This is a genomic window from Pseudomonas sp. JQ36 (genome assembly GCF_053851495.1).
In genome coordinates this window covers 3,028,880-3,047,082 of the sequence record NZ_CM132642.1, presented here as the reverse complement: position 1 = coordinate 3,047,082, position 18,203 = coordinate 3,028,880, and the positions used below count along the sequence as shown (strand labels likewise).

At 60.9% G+C, this 18,203-nt stretch carries 12 protein-coding genes and 1 pseudogene; 9 read left to right on the top strand and 4 right to left on the bottom strand.

Features of this window, described 5'->3' with window-relative positions:
- The first annotated feature begins 8 nt into the window (after nt 1–8).
- Nucleotides 9–1,193: a thiolase family protein gene (locus ACS4NR_RS13575; protein ID WP_456017675.1), complete on the top strand. Its 1,185-nt coding sequence runs from the start codon at nt 9–11 to the stop codon at nt 1,191–1,193.
- 132 nt (nt 1,194–1,325) lie between these two features.
- Here ACS4NR_RS13575 and ACS4NR_RS13570 read toward each other — a convergent pair whose 3' ends face one another.
- The gene (locus ACS4NR_RS13570) at nt 1,326–1,514 is read right to left on the bottom strand and encodes a DUF6316 family protein (RefSeq protein WP_456020352.1); all 189 of its coding nucleotides are present in this window, start codon (nt 1,512–1,514) and stop codon (nt 1,326–1,328) included.
- A 208-nt stretch (nt 1,515–1,722) separates the two neighbouring features.
- On the opposite strand from ACS4NR_RS13570, the gene ACS4NR_RS13565 reads away from it, so the two are divergent.
- Nucleotides 1,723–2,682: a DMT family transporter gene (locus ACS4NR_RS13565; RefSeq protein WP_253151966.1), complete on the top strand. Its 960-nt coding sequence runs from the start codon at nt 1,723–1,725 to the stop codon at nt 2,680–2,682.
- A gap of 113 nt (nt 2,683–2,795) precedes the next feature.
- Here ACS4NR_RS13565 and ACS4NR_RS13560 read toward each other — a convergent pair whose 3' ends face one another.
- Nucleotides 2,796–4,190, bottom strand: a complete 1,395-nt coding sequence (locus tag ACS4NR_RS13560) for a class II fumarate hydratase (RefSeq protein WP_115989174.1) — start codon at nt 4,188–4,190, stop codon at nt 2,796–2,798.
- Between the two features lie 193 nt (nt 4,191–4,383).
- Between ACS4NR_RS13560 and ACS4NR_RS13555 the strand changes: the two genes are divergently transcribed.
- From ACS4NR_RS13555 to ACS4NR_RS13535, 5 genes are all read left to right on the top strand, one after another.
- The gene (locus ACS4NR_RS13555; RefSeq protein WP_047598727.1) at nt 4,384–4,899 is read left to right on the top strand and encodes a DUF2059 domain-containing protein; all 516 of its coding nucleotides are present in this window, start codon (nt 4,384–4,386) and stop codon (nt 4,897–4,899) included.
- Nucleotides 4,900–4,911: 12 nt separating this feature from the next.
- Nucleotides 4,912–5,211 (top strand): BolA family protein, encoded by a 300-nt coding sequence (locus tag ACS4NR_RS13550; RefSeq protein WP_003226935.1) that lies wholly within the window; start codon nt 4,912–4,914, stop codon nt 5,209–5,211.
- 148 nt (nt 5,212–5,359) lie between these two features.
- Nucleotides 5,360–6,301, top strand: coding sequence for an oxygen-dependent tRNA uridine(34) hydroxylase TrhO (gene trhO, locus ACS4NR_RS13545; RefSeq protein WP_166496868.1), 942 nt, complete (start codon nt 5,360–5,362; stop codon nt 6,299–6,301).
- Nucleotides 6,302–6,336: 35 nt separating this feature from the next.
- Nucleotides 6,337–6,939 carry a DsbA family protein gene (locus ACS4NR_RS13540; protein WP_443533910.1) on the top strand — a complete coding sequence of 201 codons (603 nt, stop codon included), beginning with the start codon at nt 6,337–6,339 and terminating at the stop codon, nt 6,937–6,939.
- Nucleotides 6,932–8,749, top strand: coding sequence for an ABC transporter ATP-binding protein (locus ACS4NR_RS13535; protein WP_456020351.1), 1,818 nt, complete (start codon nt 6,932–6,934; stop codon nt 8,747–8,749). Before ACS4NR_RS13540 ends, ACS4NR_RS13535 begins: the two co-directional genes overlap by 8 nt.
- Here ACS4NR_RS13535 and ACS4NR_RS13530 read toward each other — a convergent pair whose 3' ends face one another.
- Nucleotides 8,750–13,366: a deaminase domain-containing protein gene (locus ACS4NR_RS13530; RefSeq protein ID WP_456020350.1), complete on the bottom strand. Its 4,617-nt coding sequence runs from the start codon at nt 13,364–13,366 to the stop codon at nt 8,750–8,752.
- A 173-nt stretch (nt 13,367–13,539) separates the two neighbouring features.
- Here ACS4NR_RS13530 and ACS4NR_RS13525 point away from each other — a divergent pair, with 173 nt between their 5' ends.
- Together ACS4NR_RS13525 and ACS4NR_RS13520 are read left to right on the top strand one after the other, a co-directional pair.
- A complete protein-coding gene (locus tag ACS4NR_RS13525; RefSeq protein ID WP_115984056.1) occupies nt 13,540–15,999 on the top strand; it encodes an EAL domain-containing protein in 2,460 nt (819 codons plus the stop codon).
- A 79-nt stretch (nt 16,000–16,078) separates the two neighbouring features.
- Nucleotides 16,079–16,832, top strand: a pseudogene (locus ACS4NR_RS13520) (TenA family transcriptional regulator).
- A 144-nt stretch (nt 16,833–16,976) separates the two neighbouring features.
- Here the strand turns inward: ACS4NR_RS13520 and ACS4NR_RS13515 are convergent.
- Nucleotides 16,977–17,903, bottom strand: coding sequence for a GGDEF domain-containing protein (locus ACS4NR_RS13515; RefSeq protein WP_095137259.1), 927 nt, complete (start codon nt 17,901–17,903; stop codon nt 16,977–16,979).
- Nucleotides 17,904–18,203 lie beyond the last annotated feature (300 nt).

Sequence of the window (18,203 nt, the reverse complement as noted above, 5' to 3'; positions counted from 1 at the left end):
GGTATGCCATGCGTGAAGTGGTGATCGTCGACAGCGTGCGGACCGGCCTGGCCAAGTCCTTTCGCGGCAAGTTCAATCAGACCCGTCCCGACGACATGGCGGCTCATTGCGTCAACGCGCTGCTGTCGCGCAACGACATCGACCCGGCCAGCGTCGAGGACTGCATTGTCGGCGCCGGCTCCAACGAGGGCGCGCAGGGTTACAACATCGGCCGCAACGTGGCGGTGCTCTCGCACTTGGGCACGAATGTGGCCGGCATGACCCTCAACCGTTTCTGCTCGTCTGGGTTGCAGGCGATTGCGATTGCCGCCAACCAGATCGCCTCCGGTTGCAGCGACATCATTGTTGCCGGTGGCGTCGAGTCGATCAGCCTGACCCTGAAAAGCGTCAACACCGATCACCTGTTCAACCCGCTGCTCAAGCAGCAGGTCCCGGGCATCTACTACACCATGGGCCAGACCGCCGAAGTGGTTGCGCGGCGGTATGCCGTCAGCCGCGAGGCGCAGGATCGTTACGCGCTGCAAAGCCAGTTGCGCACTGCTCAGGCGCAGGCGGCCGGGCTGTTCAATGATGAAATAGTGCCGATGGCGGTCAAGTACCGGGTCGAGGACAAAAACAGCGGTGAGGTGCAGATCCTCGACGGCATCGTTGATCACGACGACTGCAACCGCCCTGACACCACTTACGAAAGCCTCGCCGGACTGAAGCCGGTATTTGCCGAGGACGGTTCGGTGACGGCCGGCAACTCGTCGCAGCTGTCCGACGGCGCGTCGATGACCCTGGTGATGAGCCTGGAAAAAGCCCTGCAACTGGGGCTCAAGCCGAAGGCGTTTTTCCGTGGTTTCACCGTCGCCGGTTGCGAGCCGGACGAGATGGGCATCGGCCCGGTGTTCTCGGTGCCGAAACTGCTCAAAGCCAAAGGCTTACAGGTAGCGGACATTGATCTGTGGGAGCTCAACGAGGCGTTTGCTTCGCAGTGCCTGTATGCCCGGGATCGATTGGAGATCGACAACGATAAATACAACGTCAACGGCGGCTCGATTTCCATCGGCCACCCGTTCGGCATGACCGGGTCGCGGCAGGTCGGGCATCTGGTGCGTGAGTTGCAGCGGCGTAACCTGCGTTACGGCATTGTGACCATGTGCGTGGGGGGCGGGATGGGGGCGACGGGGTTGTTTGAGGCGGTGCGCTGACGGGCCAACACAATCCTTGTGGCGAGGGAGCTTGCTCCCGCTGGGCTGCGGAGCAGACCTGAAATTTCCCGGTAAAGCCTGAAACGAGGGCCGCTGCGCGCCCCAGCGGGAGCAAGCTCCCTCGCCACAGGTTTACGCTGTCTGCGCCTGCATCCGCGCGATATACGCCTGAATCTCCCGCTCTGCCTTCTCGGCGCTGTCGAACGGCCCCTCAAGGGTGTTCTCCCGCGTGCTGAAAAACAGTTCGCCATTGACCCGACACACTCGGTCACTGCGAAAGTGCGTGGCGGGGGCGCTGTCATCGGCGCGCATTCCGTACATGATCGGCTCCTTGATTAATCCGTTGCAGGGATCCAATCAGCTTATGCCTGAAGCACTTGGCGCGCCTCGTCGGCCGATCAACGGCAAAGCGTCAATTTAATGCTGCGACCTGCACAGTTTCATTCGCGGCCTGGCCGTAACTGTCCCTGTGTTGCGTCTGACGGCGGGCCTAGAATGACCGCTCTTGTCAGCAGGCATTGGGGTTCGCATGCACATTTCATCCGGTCGCTGGGTTTACGGTCTGTTCCTGGCGCTGCTGACGGCGTTTTTGTGGGGCATTTTGCCGATCAAGCTGAAACAGGTATTGCAGGTGATGGACCCGATCACCGTGACCTGGTTTCGCCTGTTGGTGTCCGGCGGTTGTCTGTTCATCTACCTCGCGGCCACCCGACGCCTGCCGAGCCGCAAGGTGCTCGGCCCCCGGGGCGGCTGGCTGGTGCTGATGGCGGTGCTCGGGCTGGTGGGCAACTACGTGTTGTACCTGATGGGCCTCAATCTGCTCAGCCCCGGCACCGCGCAACTGGTGGTGCAAATGGGGCCAATCATGCTGCTGATTGCCAGCCTGTTTGTGTTCAAGGAGCGCTTCAGCATCGGTCAGGGCATTGGCCTGGCGGTGCTGCTGATCGGTTTTGTGCTGTTCTTCAATCAGCGTCTGGCTGAACTGCTCACCTCATTGTCGGATTACACCGCCGGGGTGTTGTTGGTGCTGTTGGCCTCGACGGTCTGGACCTTCTACGCATTGGGGCAGAAGCAATTGCTCACGGTGTGGAATTCGTTGCAGGTGATGATGGTGATCTACCTGTTCTGCGCGCTGTTGCTGACGCCGTGGGTGCATCCGCTTGAGGCACTGGAACTGAGCCCATTGCAGGGCTGGTTGTTGCTGGCGTGCTGCATGAACACGCTGATTGCCTACGGTGCATTTGCCGAGGCGCTGGCGCATTGGGAAGCGTCACGGGTCAGTGCGACGCTGGCGATCACGCCGTTGGTGACCTTCGGCGCGGTGGCGATTGCCGCCGGGGTGTGGCCGGACTATGTGCATGCCGAGCAGATCAACGGGCTGGGTTATGGCGGGGCGGTGCTGGTGGTGCTGGGGTCGGCGCTGGTGGCGTTGGGGCCGTCGTTGATTGCCGGGCTGAAGGCGCGACGGATGCGGATTGCAGCCAGTTAGACCGCGTTATCGTTCTTCGCGAGCAAGCCCGCTCCCACATTGGTACGGCGTACACCGATCCAAATGTGGGAGCGGGCTTGCTCGCGAAGGCGGCCTGTCAGGCGCTACGAACCTCAGCCCTTGGCGCCAGCCTCGATCATGTTTTCCGGCCGCACCCACGCATCGAACTCTTCACTGGTCAGATACCCCAGCTGCAGCGCCGCCTCGCGCAAGGTCAGGCCTTCGCCGTAAGCCTTCTTGGCGATTTCCGCCGACTTGTCGTAACCGATGTGCGGGTTCAGCGCTGTCACCAGCATCAGCCCACGTTCCAGGTGCTGGGCCATGACCTGCGCGTCCGGCTCAAGGCCGGCAATGCAATGCTGCTGGAAGTTGCTGCAACCGTCGGCAAGCAAGCGGATCGATTGCAGCAGGTTGTGGATGATCACCGGTTTGTACACGTTCAGTTGCAGGTGTCCCTGACTCGCCGCGATGCCGATGGTGACGTCGTTGCCCAGCACCTGGCAGGCGAGCATCGACAGCGCTTCGCACTGAGTCGGATTGACCTTGCCGGGCATGATCGAACTGCCGGGTTCATTGGCCGGCAATTTGACTTCGGCAAAGCCTGCGCGAGGGCCGGAGCCGAGCAGGCGCAGGTCGTTGGCGATTTTCATCAGCGCCACGGCGAGGGTCTTCAGGGCGCCGGACAGGCTGGTCAGCGGCTCGTGCCCGGCCAGTGCGGCAAACTTGTTCGGCGCGGTGACGAAGGGCAGGCCGGACAGGGCGGCGAGTTCGGCGGCAATCGCTTCGCCAAAGCCGTGCGGCGAATTCAGACCAGTGCCGACCGCGGTGCCGCCCTGCGCCAGCTCACACACTGCCGGCAGCGCGGCGCGGATCGCTCGTTCGGCGTAATCCAACTGCGCTATGAAGCCCGATAGCTCCTGACCGAAGGTGATCGGCGTCGCGTCCATCATGTGCGTGCGACCGGTCTTCACCAGTTTCATGTGGCGCGCGGCCAATTCGGCCAGGCCACCGGACAGCTCGGCGATCGCCGGCAGCAATTGCTCCTGCACGGCTTTGGCAGTGGCGATGCTCATGGCGGTAGGGAAGCAGTCGTTGGAGCTTTGCGAGCGGTTGACGTGATCGTTGGGGTGCACCGGCGTCTTGCCGCCGCGCGGGTTGCCGGCCAGTTCGTTGGCGCGACCGGCGATCACTTCGTTGACGTTCATGTTGCTCTGGGTACCGCTGCCGGTCTGCCAGACCACCAGCGGAAACTGGTCGTCGTGCTGGCCGTCGAGGACTTCGTCGGCGGCCTGTTCGATCAGGCGGGCGATGTCGGCGGGCAGGTCGCCGTTGCGGTCGTTGACCCGGGCGGCGGCTTTCTTGATCAGGGCCAGGGCGTGCAGTACCGGCAGCGGCATGCGTTCCTGACCAATGGCGAAGTTGATCAGCGAGCGTTGCGTCTGAGCACCCCAGTAGGCGTCGTCCGGGACTTCGATCTGGCCCAGGCTGTCGGTTTCGATACGGCTCATCGTGCACACTCCTGTTGGTTCGTTTGCGCAGTTTAGGCCCGGTCAGGCCCAGGTGGTTCCCTCGAACCGATTGTTGACCGGTAAAACCCGGCCAATCAAGCACGGCAAGGGCCGGGGGTTGAGCCATAAGGTTTTTTAGGCGCAGAATGGTCGCCCTTGGGGTTTGACCTCGCCTAGCTGAAAAGGAAACTCGATGACTCGTCTTCGTGCCATCTGCACCGCGGTTGCACTGGTTTGCGCCAGCGGCCAGGTGCTTGCCGATACCGCCAGCCACAACGCCAGTGCTGAAGCTTTCCTGACCCTGGCGCACGCTGACAAGCTGGGCACTCCGGTGTACATGCAAGTGCAGCAAATGTTCGCTCAGCGCTTTGAACAGACCAAAGCCCCGGAATCCAAGAAAGCCGTACTGGAAACCTACCAGGCCAAGGCCAACGCCGCCCTGGACCAGGCCATCGGCTGGAACAAGCTCAAGCCTGACATGGTCAAGCTCTACACCAGCAACTTCAGCGAATCGGAGCTGAAAGATCTGGTCGCGTTCTACCAGTCGCCACTGGGCAAGAAAGTCCTGGAAAAAATGCCGCAGCTGACCCAGCAATCGGCCCAGATGACCCAAGGCAAGCTGGAAAGCGCCGTGCCTGTCGTCAACAAGCTGCTCGACGACATGACCAAAGAGCTGACCCCGGCAGCCCCTGCGGCCAAGAAGAAGTAAGCGGAGTTCGTGATGACCATGCAACAACGCATCGAATCGACGCTGGGCCTGCTGCAGCCTGAGCATCTGCAAGTGCTGGACGAAAGCCACATGCACAGTCGCGGGTTACAGACGCACTTCAAGGCAGTGGTGGTCAGCGCGCAGTTCGAAGGCCTGAACCGGGTCAAGCGCCACCAGAAAGTCTACGGCACGCTCGGCGAGCTGATGGGCGAGTTCCATGCGTTGGCGCTGCATACCTACACCCCGCAGGAATGGGCAGAAGTCGGCGCCGCCCCGGCGTCGCCGACCTGTGCCGGCGGTAGCAAACACTGAGGATTGCGAGGGCTGTTGTGGCGAGGGAGCTTCGACAGATCCTAAATCCACCGTGTTTTTGCTAGAATCCGCAACGCGCCGCTTACCCGGCGCGTTTTTTTTGAATCCGGTTCACCCTTTGCGAGGGTAGCCACCTGGAGAAATACCCATGACACAACCGATTGTCGTGGCGGCACTGTATAAGTTCGTCACCCTCGAAGATTACGTCAACCTGCGCGAGCCCCTGCTGCAAGCGATGGTCGACAACGGCATCAAAGGCACCTTGCTGATCGCCGAAGAAGGCATCAACGGTACGGTTTCCGGTACACGCGAAGGCATCGATGGCCTGCTCGCCTGGCTGAAGAACGACCCGCGCATGATCGACATCGACCACAAAGAGTCGTACTGCGACGAGCAGCCGTTCTACCGCACCAAGGTCAAGCTGAAGAAAGAGATCGTCACCCTCGGCGTAGAAGGCGTGGACCCGAACAAAAAGGTCGGCACCTATGTCGAACCGCAGGACTGGAACGCGCTGATCAGCGATCCGGAAGTGCTGCTGATCGACACCCGCAACGACTACGAAGTGGCGATCGGCACCTTCGAAGGCGCCATCGATCCGAAAACCACCAGTTTTCGCGAATTCCCCGACTACATCAAAGAACACTTCGACCCGGCCGTACACAAGAAGGTCGCGATGTTCTGCACCGGCGGTATTCGCTGCGAGAAAGCCTCCAGCTACATGCTGGGTGAGGGTTTCGAAGAGGTTTACCACCTCAAGGGCGGCATCCTGAAGTACCTCGAAGAAGTGCCGCAGGAAGAAACCAAGTGGCAGGGCGACTGCTTCGTGTTCGACAACCGCGTGACCGTGCGTCACGACCTCAGCGAAGGCGACTACGATCAATGTCATGCCTGCCGCACACCGGTCAGCGTTGAAGATCGCGCCTCCGAGCACTACGTGGCCGGCATCAGCTGCCCGCATTGCTGGGACAAGCTGAGCGAGAAAACCCGCCGCAGCGCCATCGATCGGCAGAAGCAGATCGAACTGGCCAAGGCGCGCAACATGCCGCACCCGATCGGCTACAACTATAAACAAGCGTCCACCGAGGCCTGATCATGACTGCGCGCCTGCTCTATGTGATGGATCCGATGTGTTCCTGGTGCTGGGGGTTCGCTCCGGTCGCCAAGGCATTGGTCGAGCAGGCGCAGGCAGCCGGGGTGGAGTTGCATCTGGTGGTCGGCGGGTTGCGCACCGGCAGCGGTGCGGCGCTGGAGCCGACCACGCGGCGTTACATTCTTGAGCATTGGCAGGCGGTCACCGAGGCCACCGGTCAGCCATTCAAGTTCGAAGGTGCGTTGCCCGATGGTTTCGTCTACGACACCGAGCCGGCCTGCCGGGCAATTGTCACCGCGCGCAGTCTGGCGCCGGATTGCGCGTGGACACTGGTCGGCCTGATCCAGCAGGCGTTTTACGCGCAAGGCCGCGATGTCACCCAGGCCAGCGTGTTGGTCGAGCTGGCCGAGCAGGCCGGCGTGCCACGTATCGAGTTTGCCGCGCTGTTCGATCATGCCGATCAGCACAAGGCGACTCAGGCTGATTTCAGCTGGGTACAGGATCTGGGCATCGCCGGGTTCCCGACCCTGCTCGCCGAGCGCAATGGCCAACTGGCGCTGTTGACCAACGGCTATCAACCGCTCAGTGAACTCTCACCATTGCTCGGCCGCTGGCTGGAGCGCGCTGCCTGTGCCTGACCTGGCCGATGGCACGCCAGCCGTAAAGCGTGTCGACCGGCTGAGCTGGGCAGAAGTCCGGCGCCTGGCACTGCATCACAAAAAGTCTCTGTGGATCGCCAACGGCGTGGCCGTGCTGGCGACGCTGTGCAGCGTGCCGATTCCGTTGCTTTTGCCCTTGCTGGTGGACGAGGTCTTGCTCGGCCATGGCGATGCCGCACTGAAGGTCATGAATCACGTGCTGCCGTCGATGTGGCAACAAGCGGCGGGTTACATCGGCCTGATGCTGCTGGTCACTCTGACCCTGCGTTGCAGCGCCCTGTGTTTTGGCGTATTGCAGGCGCGGCTGTTCGCCCGGCTGGCGAAAGACATCGTCTACCGCATTCGCGTGCGCCTGATCGAACGCCTCAAACGCATCTCCCTCGGCGAATACGAAAGCCTCGGCAGCGGCACCGTGACCACCCATCTGGTCACCGATCTGGACACTCTCGACAAGTTTGTCGGCGAAACCCTCAGCCGTTTTCTGGTGGCGATGCTGACGCTGGTCGGCACCGCGAGCATCCTGATGTGGATGCACTGGAAACTGGCGCTGTTGATCCTGCTGTTCAACCCGCTGGTGATCTACGCCACGGTGCAATTGGGCAAACGGGTCAAGCACCTGAAGAAGCTGGAGAACGACAGCACCTCGCGTTTCACTCAGGCCTTGAGCGAAACCCTCGATGCGATCCAGGAAGTGCGCGCCGGCAACCGTCAGGGCTTCTTCCTCGGGCGCCTCGGCTTGCGCGCGCAGGAAGTGCGCAATTACGCGGTCAACTCGCAGTGGAAGACCGATGCTTCTAATCGTGCCAGCGGTCTGCTGTTCCAGTTCGGGATCGACATCTTCCGCGCCGCGGCGATGCTCACGGTGCTGTTCTCCGACCTGTCGATCGGCCAGATGCTCGCGGTGTTCAGCTACCTGTGGTTCATGATCGGCCCGGTCGAACAACTGCTCAATCTGCAATATGCCTACTACGCGGCGGGCGGTGCGCTGGCGCGGATCAACGAATTGCTGGCGCGGGCCGACGAGCCGCAGTACCCAGGTGGCGTCGATCCGTTCAAGGGTCGGGATACCGTGGGCATCGAGGTGCAGGGGCTGAGCTTCGGTTACGGCGATGAGTTGGTGGTGGATCAGATGAACCTGTCGATTGCCCCCGGAGAGAAAGTCGCGATTGTCGGTGCCAGTGGCGGCGGCAAAAGTACTTTGGTGCAGTTGCTGCTGGGGCTGTACACACCGTCGGCGGGGACCATTCGTTTCGGCGGTTCGACCCAACAGGAAATCGGCCTGGAGCTGATTCGTGAAAACGTTGCGGTGGTGTTGCAGCATCCGGCGCTGTTCAACGACACGGTACGGGCCAACCTGACCATGGGCCGCACCCGCAGCGACGAAGCTTGCTGGCAGGCGCTGGAAATCGCCCAGTTGGAAGCGACCATCCGCGCGCTGCCGGACGGTCTCGACAGTATCGTCGGACGTTCCGGCGTGCGCCTGTCCGGTGGTCAGCGCCAGCGTCTGGCGATTGCACGGATGATCCTCGCCGAGCCGAAAGTGGTGATTCTCGACGAGGCCACCTCGGCCCTCGATGCCGCCACCGAATACAACCTGCATCAGGCCATGGCGCGCTTTCTCAATGGCCGCACCACGCTGATCATTGCCCATCGCCTGTCGGCGGTGAAGCAGGCGGATCGGGTGCTGGTGTTCGATGGCGGGCAAGTGGCCGAGGATGGCGACCACCAGCAACTGATCGCCGATGGCGGCCTTTACGCCAAGCTCTACGGCCACCTGCAGCGCCTGTAATCAGCCCCACAGCACCTGCAACGCCGCCTCGCCGCCGTCATGGCCGAACTGCTTCATCACCACCGAACAGGATTCGCACGGGCGCAGGGTCGTCGCGATGTCGACCGCGCGGATCTCTGTCGGGTCGGGGTATTTCTCGCGCAGCACGCTGATCAGTTTGCTTTCGCTGTCCAGCGAGGTCGGCCGGCTGGTCTGCGTCGGCTGATAGGTTTTCAGCTCCTTGATGGTCAGCGGCACGGCCAGCAGTTGCCCTTGCTCGGTGACCTCCAGCGAGGTTCGCGGGAAGCTCGGGTCGTAGTCGATGTTGATGTAAGTGGTGTCGCCGATCCGCACGTGATTGGCACCCATGTGGCGAAACAACGGCAGGCGCTGGGTGCTGCCTTGCGCGCCGGACACGCTGACGTAGATCTCCCGTTTGCCGCTGGCCGTAGTGACTTCGGCATAGGCGATGTTACGTGCGTTGAGCGGCCGCTCACGCACGGGCAGCAGGTTGTGCAGTTTCTGCATGGCACTGTCGATGCGCAGGGCCGCGTTAGTGTTGGCCGGGGTGATTGTCGGTGACAGAAACAACGTGTCGAAAATCTCTGCGGTTTTTTGCCGAAAGGCTTCCGGCGCTTCCTTGCTGCGCGCCCAAGTGGCGGCGCCTTCGGGCAGGCGGGTGACGATCATCCGTGTCGAGTGATCGAACATCAGCGCCTCGCCCGGGCTGGTGTCGACCTTCAGCCATTTCATGTTGTTTGCAGGAATGGCCGTGGTGCCGATGGGGATCGCGATCTGCTCCATGGTCTGCATCGCGCGCTGCACCGATTCGAGGCCATGGATGCGCACGATGTTGTTGGCGTGCAGCGAGCCGGTGTAGACGGTCAGCAGTTCTGCGCCGAGGGTGCCGTCAGCCAGTTCGGCTGGGGTCAGGCGCTGGAATGTCAGTTGCCTGCCGGGGAGTTCGCCTTTGGCGAAGCTGGCCAGGTAGTACTCTTGCTTGTTGACCCGGAAGAACACATAGGTGGCCGAGTCATCGACGGCCGGCACCAGCACGGCACCAACCTGATGTGAGTCGTTGATCCCATCGTAGGTGCCGCCGGTTTTTACCCGGGCAAAAATACCTTTGCGAAACTGCAGCGTGGCTTGAATCTGCTGTCTTGGCACCAGCCTGCCTTGATGGAATCCAAGGCGTCGCAGGTCGCCGGTGAACAGCCTCGGGCGGCCATCGATGATTTGATAAAGCCTGGCATCGACCGCCAGGAACGCTCCGTCCTGCCGGGGCAGGGCGCCCGGCTCCGAAACCCGCTCGCCGAACCATGGCGCGTAACCCTTTTCCTTGTCGATGGTGCCGACGGCGGGCGTCGGGGCGGGTTCTGCGGTGATGTAGCTGACGCGGCAGTCGCCCGCGCCCGGTGCGCGACGTATCCGGCACGGCAACAGCGTCCAGTGCTGGCTGTCATCGAGCAGATCGGCCCGGCGCAGTTCATCACCGTCGAGTCGATAGGGCACATCATCGATCAATACCGTGGTGCGTCCGCCAGCCTCGGGGACAAGCTCGACGCGGGTGTTCGGCGCCAGTTCGATATCGATCTGATCTTCGGTTTTTTTCACGGTGCGGTAGTGCGAACGCCCCAGCGAAAACTCATGCTCGTGTGCGAGCAACTGCGGCCCATAAGGGCGCTCCGACAGCGGATCGAGCAAGTGATACCGCGAGCCGCCGACATTGCGCACCGGCACATCGTCAATGCCCCTGACCACGGCCAGATGATCGGCCGGGTTCAGCGCTTTCCAGCGCCCGGCATCCAGTGCCTGGGGCAGACTGTGCAGCAGGTCATAGTCAGCGCTGCTGCCGGCCAGTCTTTTCAAACGTGCAACCGCGCGGTGTTCCAGATGCGCCACGGCCCGCACTGCGCCGATCGCACCTCCGCCGCCGAACTTGAGCAGGGCAGGCGCAGCGTCCAGCGGATTGAGGTTTCTCAAACTCGAAACCAGCAGGTTTTTCGACAATTGCGCCATGCGTGGCAGGGCGACGCGAATCGCCATTTTCCCGGCCACGGCTGCGAGGCGAATGCTGCCGGCGACGAACTTGCCCAAGGGAATCGCGAACGAGACGATATCGAGGAGCAGGCCGAGTACGCCCAGTGCGTGTTTGCCCGGACTGTCAGACTGCAGGTCTTCGAGACTGCCCCAGAACGGGATGAAGCCCTTCAGAGCATGAGTCCAGTGCTGTTTGCGGCTGTCGCGCTCGAAACGGGTATCACCCCAGGCCTCATTGCGCAGCGCCTGCTCATCGACATAGAACAATCGGGTCGCGATAAACGAGGCGATTTGCGCCGTGCGCGGCGAGGTGAAGGTCAGGTTCGGTGAGCTGTCGTGATGGGCTGCCGGGATGAGCGAGGCGGGCAGGGAGTCGCCCAGCGGTTCGAGGATGGCAATGCACTTGGCGTCGGGGGCGGGTATCGAACCGTCCCAGTGTGCTTTTCGATCGAATGGCAGGCGGCGGGCGACGATGCGGCTGATGCTCTGGCCCTTGGTGCGTCCACGTTTGGGCGGCAGGGGTGGCAACAACAGACCGCCAACATGTGTGCCATCCAGATCCGGGCGTTTGCGAAGGATGCCGGCGCGAGGCAGGCATTCGTAGAATTGTGCCGGGCCCTGATACGTCGCCTGCAGCACGAAGCCCATGCGGGCCCGGTACGGCAGGATGTTTTTCAGTGTTTCCAGGTGAGCTTCGATGTGCCGTGTCGGATTCCTGAGGCTGTGAATCCGCACTTCGCCGTGCTCCAGTGCCCGGCGGTCGGGCCACGGCAGTGTGACCAGCAGCGACTTGATCAGGTATTCATAGGCTTTGCGGGCCTCGCTCAGATAGTCGTCGAACTGCTGCTCGAACAAGGGCCTGATCTCGGGCAAGGTGCAGTTGCTCGGAAACCGTGAAAGGCGGCGGCCAGGTTGGTGGGTATTGACGAAGCCGCTTTGCAGTTGGCCGTCTGCGTTCAGGCTGATCCATTCGCTGGCGCTGCGGCCATCGTCGCTGACGTACCAGCGTGTGTCGCTGCTCAGCCCGCCGGCGGCATAGACCTCCAGCAACGGCCAGGTCGGCAATGCCACATCCGGGGTGTCGATAATGCTGCGTCGGCTACGGTTGGGCGCTGAAGGATGGTGGCGTTTGAGGCGAATCGTCGTGTGATCGTACAGCTCGTTGGCCAGCGCCTTGTCCAGTTGCTGTTTTGCCAGGGCAAGTCGCCGGGGCGGCTCGATGTCCAGCTGCAGGATCGCTGCGTTCATTTGCTTCTTGTGGTCTTCCAGCGCTTGCAGCGTCGCGTCATCGTCGGATGTCTCGTTCGCTGCTGCCGGTGCTCCGGTGGCCAGTGTCCAGGTCTGTGCGGCAGCCACTCGGGTCATGGCGATCAGGGTTTGCAGGTCGGTGCTGGCGTTTTCGCTTTTGTGCAGCGGCAGATCGACCAGTTGCTGAAAGCTCAGATGTTCCGGCAACTGTGGATCAAGAGCCTGGGCGAGGTGCACGCCATGCACGAAATTGACCCAGACCACCGAGCTGGCGTATGGCAGCTCGTCAGGAATATCGCGCACTTGAAAATCCAGTCCGAACTGCGTCAGGCATACCCATCCCAGCACATGTTTTTCGGTCGGGGTCGAGGTTCGGTGAGAATCCTCCAGGTGCTGTAAAAAATCGCGGCGAATGCTGGCGTAGCTGGCGCCGTAGTGAGCGCGTTGTTCCAGCGCAAAACCGGCCACTTCGGTCGAGCTGGCTTCGCCGGGCAGTTCGTACCACAGGCACAACGCTTCGAGCAGTAAACGCAGGCCGATATCGGGCACGGTCGGTTCATCGGGCCGGGCGCCATACCATTGCAGTTTCTGCAATAAGCGCTGGCCAAGGTCACGCGCCTTCGGCGTGTCGAGCAGGCGTTCGAGGCAGGCGGCGGGCTGCTGTTCCAGCTGCTGGCGGGTGAATGGAGGCGTTACTTCGCTGGCCAGGCTGTCGATGGCCGACAGGGTTTTGCCGGTGAGCCAGTCGCCAATCAGGTCGTGAATCGCGGCTTTGTCATCGTCGCTCATCAGTACCGTCAGCGCCGGCTGGTGTCGCAGATTCAGTCGATGACTGGCGCATTGTTCTTCGACCTTGCCGATCAGCCGGGTCAGCGTCGTGGCGTCCTGTACGTCCGCAAATGTGAACCCGGACTCACGCAGCAGTTGTGACAACGGCAGCAGCCTGTCGGAACGCAGGTGTGCGCCTATACTCAGCAACGCTCGCTGAAATTCTTCAATTGTGCTGGAGGCCCGGGTGACATCCTCGATGGCGTAGCGAGCGCAGCTGCCATCGGGACGGTTGAAGGAAAAGCTGCACTGACCGGCTGTGGCGTCGACTTGCAGCAGTGATCCTCTGGACGTTTGCAGGTACGCCGCCAATTGCGGTTCGGCGCTGTCTTCGAACAGGGCTTGCAGAAGTTTTTGCGCCAGGGCGTGTGCTGCACCCAGTCGCGAATGTGCCTGGGGCGCCAGGTAGTAGGTCTGCAATGAGGTCGATGCGCTGAGCACGGCGCGCAGGGCAGAGATCATTGCGCGGTATTCGCTCTGTTGGGCAGTATGGCGTTGCAGCGTGGCGGAAGGTGACTGCATGGAGAACGGCTCTGGAATGATTGAAAGCCGTCAGTGTCGAAGCATGGCGAACAGCGGGTGCGGTACATACGTATCGCCGGTTGAAAATGTTCTGGCTTGCTGGAAGGGGTCGCTCCCTGGTCTGGCTCTGGCGGTCTCCCCTTGAAGATGACAGTGCGTGCGCAAAGGACCTCATGAAGCAAAAAAGGACTCTCGGAACGCCACGGTTGTTGGGCATCGTCTGGCCATTTATTGCCGTCGTGTTGTTTCAGGCTTTACTGGGGGGCGTGAGTCTTTACGTCCTGTCGGCCGTTCGCGGCTATGTCGCCGGCGAGAGTCTCTGGTCCAAGGGCCAGAAGGACGCCATCTATTACCTGAACCTGTATGCCGACAGCCGCGACGAGGCGATCTTCCTCAAATACAAGGAAGCGATTGCCGTGCCTCAGGGCGGTCACCAGTTGCGTCTGGCACTGGATCGTCAGCCACCGGATCTGCAGGCGGCACGGGAGGGGATCCTCAAGGGCGGCAACCATCCCGATGATGTGTCGAGCCTGATCTGGCTGTACCTCAATTTCCGTCATTTCAGTTATCTGGAAACCGCGATCGAGCGCTGGACCATCGGCGACGCCTATCTGGTGCAACTGGACAATGTCGCGCGCGAGATGCATCAGGGCATCAGCGAAAACATCGCGACCCCGGCTGATATCCAGCACTGGAAAGCGCAGATCTTTGCCATCAACGACGGTGTGACGCCGGCGGCAAAGGCGTTCAGCGATGCCTTGGGCGAAGGTTCGCGGATGATCCTGCGCCTGCTGCTGTTCACCAACCTGGCCACGGCGCTGGGGTTGATCGTGCTGGCCCTGTTGCGCACCCATAAACTGCTCAAGCAGCGACATGCCTTTGCCCAGGCGCTGCAGTTGGAGAAGGATCGGGCGCACATCACCCTGCAATCGATTGGCGACGGGGTGATCACCACCGACGTCAACGGCGCGATCGATTACATGAATCCGGCGGCGGAGGCCATGACGCACTGGAAGTCCGAGCACGCGGCGGGGCTGCCATTGGCAGCGCTGTTCAATCTGCTCGATGACAATGCGCAGACCGAAGGGCTGACGCTGATCGAGCATATTCTCAGCGGGCAACTGATCGGCGGCAGTGAGCACTCCAAACTGATTCAGCGTCTGGATGGCAGTACGGTTTCGGTGACGCTGGTGGGCGCGCCGATCCGCAATGCCGAGAAGGTTATCGGTACGGTGCTGGTGCTGCATGACATGACTCAGGAACGGCAATACATCGCCAATCTGTCGTGGCAGGCGACCCATGATGCCCTGACCGGTCTGGCCAACCGCCGCGAGTTCGAATATCGCTTGGAGCAGGCCCTGCACAATCTGACGCGCCAGCCCGCTCGGCATGCGCTGATGTTCCTCGATCTGGATCAGTTCAAACTGGTCAACGACACTTGCGGTCACGCCGCTGGCGATGAGTTGCTGCGGCACATCTGCACGCTGTTGCAATCGGGCTTGCGCGAGAGCGACACCCTGGCCCGGTTGGGCGGCGACGAGTTCGGCATTCTGCTGGAGAACTGCGCCCCGGATGCCGCCGAGAAAATCGCCGAGAGCCTGCGCCAGACCGTGCAGAACCTGCACTTCGTGTGGAAGGGGCGGCCGTTTTTGACCACTGTGAGCATCGGCCTGGTGCACATCGCCCAGACCCCGACCACCCTCGAAGCCTCATTGCGCGCCGCCGACATGGCTTGCTACATGGCCAAGGAAAAGGGCCGCAACCGGGTCCAGGTCTATCATGCCGACGACTCCGAACTGTCGCTGCGCTTCGGCGAAATGGCCTGGGTGCAGCGCCTGCACATGGCGCTGGAGGAAAACCGCTTCTGCCTCTATGCCCAGGAAATTGCTCCGCTGGGCGCTACAGCCCATGGCGGGGGGCACATCGAAATACTCTTGCGCCTGCATGACGAAGCCGGACGGATGATCCTGCCGGACAGTTTCATTCCGGCGGCCGAACGTTATGGTCTGATGAGTCAACTGGATCGTTGGGTCGTCGAGAATGTTTTTAAAGTCATTGCCCAATGTATTACCGAAGAACATGAAGGTCCGTTGGCAATGTGTGCGATTAATCTTTCAGGCATTACTATCGGAGATGACGCGTTCTTGCACTTTCTGCGTGAACAGTTTGTTAATTACGCTATACCCCCTGAAATGATTTGTTTTGAAATTACTGAAACCAGCGCCATTGCCAATCTTGGTAGTGCAATTCGATTTATTAATGAACTCAAAGGCTTAGGTTGTTACTTCTCACTTGATGACTTTTGTGCCGGAATGTCTTCATTCGCTTATCTGAAACATTTGCCTGTAGACTTCCTGAAGATCGACGGGAGTTTCGTAAAGGATATGCTGGACGACCCGATTAACCGCGCTATGGTCGAGGTGATCAATCACATCGGGCATGTCATGGGTAAGCAGACAATTGCCGAGTTTGTTGAAACAACCCAGATCGAGCAGGCATTGCTTGAAATCGGGGTGGATTACGCTCAGGGTTATGTCATCGAACGCCCGCAGTTGTTTACCTGCGACAGTTTGCAAAGTCGGCCCGCCAGACCGCAGCCGCTGTTGTTCAAGGCGCCTGGCACGTTCCGTTGAAATCTCTTGCCGATCCTTACAATCACAAATCAAAAGGAGCCGAACAGTGATCGACACATTCAACCGAACCGGACCACTCATGGAAGCTGCAAGTTATCCTGCCTGGGCACAACAGCTCATTGCAGATTGCAGCGAGAGCAAGCGCCGGGTTGTCGAACATGAACTGTACCTGCGCATGCGCGATAACAAGCTCAGCGCCAAAACCATGCGCCAGTACTTGATCGGGGGCTGGCCGGTAGTTGAACAGTTTGCGTTGTACATGGCGCAGAACCTGACCAAGACCAAGTTCGCCCGCCATCCTGGGGAGGACATGGCGCGCCGCTGGCTGATGCGCAACATCCGCGTTGAACTCAATCATGCCGACTACTGGCTGAACTGGAGTCGCGCGCATGGCGTCAGCCTGGAGGATCTGCAGGCCCAGCAAGTACCGCCGGAACTGCATGCATTGAGTCACTGGTGCTGGCATACGAGTTCGGCGGATTCGCTGATCGTCGCCATCGCTGCGACCAACTACGCCATCGAGGGTGCGACCGGGGAGTGGTCAGCGCTGGTCTGCTCCACTGGCGTGTACGCGGCGGCGTTCCCGGAAGAGGAACGCAAGCGCGCGATGAAGTGGCTGAAGATGCATGCCCAGTATGACGATGCCCACCCGTGGGAAGCGCTGGAAATCATCTGCACGCTGGCGGGTATGAATCCGAGCAAGGCACTGCAGACCGAACTGCGTCAGGCGGTGTGCAAGAGCTACGACTACATGTACCTGTTTCTGGAGCGCTGCATGCAACTGGAGACCACGGAGCGCGCGATCCACGGTCGTGAACGCCGGGCACTTGTAGAGAGCTGATAGCCAATAACGCCGCAAAAAAGTGTAGGAGTGAGCCTGCTCGCGATCCGGTGTGTCAGTCAACAAAGAGGGTGACTGACACACCGGATCGCGAGCAGGCTCACTCCTACAGTGGTTTGTGGTTGTCTGGAAGGACTCAGCCAGCCATCGCCAACCGATTACGCCCTTCGCGTTTGGCCACATACAGCGCACTGTCGGCCCGGCGCAGCAGGCTGTCAGCCGATTCCCCCGGCAACAGCGTCGAACAGCCAAGGCTGACAGTCAGGTCGATCAATTGACCGTCCGCGAAGTATTCCGCAGTCTGCGCGGCATGCCGCAGACGCTCGCCGACCATCGCCGCCGCTTCCCGGCCGGTGTTGCACAGCAAGATCAGAAACTCTTCCCCGCCATAGCGAAACACCATGTCGACGTTGCGTAGCTGGCCCTTGATTGACGCTGCCACCGCTTTGAGTACGTCATCCCCGGCGCTGTGGCCGTGGCTGTCGTTGACTCGTTTGAAGTGGTCGATGTCGAGCATCAGCACCGACAACGGTTGAAGATGCCGGCGCGACATGTCGATCTCGCGTTGCAGGGTCTGCTCCATGGCGATCCGGTTGCCGGTTCCGGTCAACGGGTCGCGCAATGCACTTTGCGTTGCGGCGCGGTAGAGCAGGGCGTTGCGCATCGGGAACAACAGCGACGACAGCAGCGATTCGAGGTTGCCCTGATCCTGCTCGCTGAAGCGCTGGTTGCGGCGAAAGACCAGTTCGCCCAAGTGCTCGCCTTCGTGGCTGAGGCTGTAGCTGACCGAATGGTGACCGCGGGCGCCGAATTCCAGGCGCAGGTCGCTGGCCGAATGCACGTAGCTCAAGGCATCCAGCGGCACCAGACGCTGAACTTCGCGGAAAAACAGACCGAGGATTCGTTGCGGCTCAAGACTGGTTTGCAGTTGCAGGCTCATTTGCTGGCGCAATTGCGCCAGGCTGGCCGGGCGTTCCAGAAGCGGAGGCAGCTGACCAAAGCCCAGGCGTTGCAATTTGGCACTGTCAAAGTCAATTGCATTGGTCTGGGAGGGTGATTTCATATGGCGTGAGCCCCTAAGCAGTAAGTCTGTCTTACAGGCTGGGTGAGAGCGGCTATGGGCTGCGCGTCATACTGATCCATCAGTCCCGTAGGACATTTGGCGTAAGTTTAGTCTGCCTGATGACGATTAGTCAGCTATCGAAATCGGCCTGGCCCCAGTGCCTTCACACGGCATGCTTTGAGGAAAATTAGAGCGAAAGTCGTGCCATTCGGTTCAGGTTTATTAAAACCGTTATGAATCAACGGGATGGCTTTTTGCTTTGAGGGCGGGTGGCGGATATTTGACTGAAGTGTGACGGCG

Bases quoted from the DNA above. Each gene is read 5' to 3' on its own strand.
- ACS4NR_RS13575 (WP_456017675.1), top strand. From the start codon at position 9: ATGCGTGAAGTGGTGATCGTCGACAGCGTGCGGACCGGCCTGGCCAAG.
- ACS4NR_RS13570 (WP_456020352.1), bottom strand. From the start codon at position 1,514: ATGTACGGAATGCGCGCCGATGACAGCGCCCCCGCCACGCACTTTCGC.
- ACS4NR_RS13565 (WP_253151966.1), top strand. From the start codon at position 1,723: ATGCACATTTCATCCGGTCGCTGGGTTTACGGTCTGTTCCTGGCGCTG.
- ACS4NR_RS13560 (WP_115989174.1), bottom strand. From the start codon at position 4,190: ATGAGCCGTATCGAAACCGACAGCCTGGGCCAGATCGAAGTCCCGGAC.
- ACS4NR_RS13555 (WP_047598727.1), top strand. From the start codon at position 4,384: ATGACTCGTCTTCGTGCCATCTGCACCGCGGTTGCACTGGTTTGCGCC.
- ACS4NR_RS13550 (WP_003226935.1), top strand. From the start codon at position 4,912: ATGACCATGCAACAACGCATCGAATCGACGCTGGGCCTGCTGCAGCCT.
- trhO (WP_166496868.1), top strand. From the start codon at position 5,360: ATGACACAACCGATTGTCGTGGCGGCACTGTATAAGTTCGTCACCCTC.
- ACS4NR_RS13540 (WP_443533910.1), top strand. From the start codon at position 6,337: ATGTGTTCCTGGTGCTGGGGGTTCGCTCCGGTCGCCAAGGCATTGGTC.
- ACS4NR_RS13530 (WP_456020350.1), bottom strand. From the start codon at position 13,366: ATGCAGTCACCTTCCGCCACGCTGCAACGCCATACTGCCCAACAGAGC.
- ACS4NR_RS13525 (WP_115984056.1), top strand. From the start codon at position 13,540: ATGAAGCAAAAAAGGACTCTCGGAACGCCACGGTTGTTGGGCATCGTC.
- ACS4NR_RS13515 (WP_095137259.1), bottom strand. From the start codon at position 17,903: ATGAAATCACCCTCCCAGACCAATGCAATTGACTTTGACAGTGCCAAA.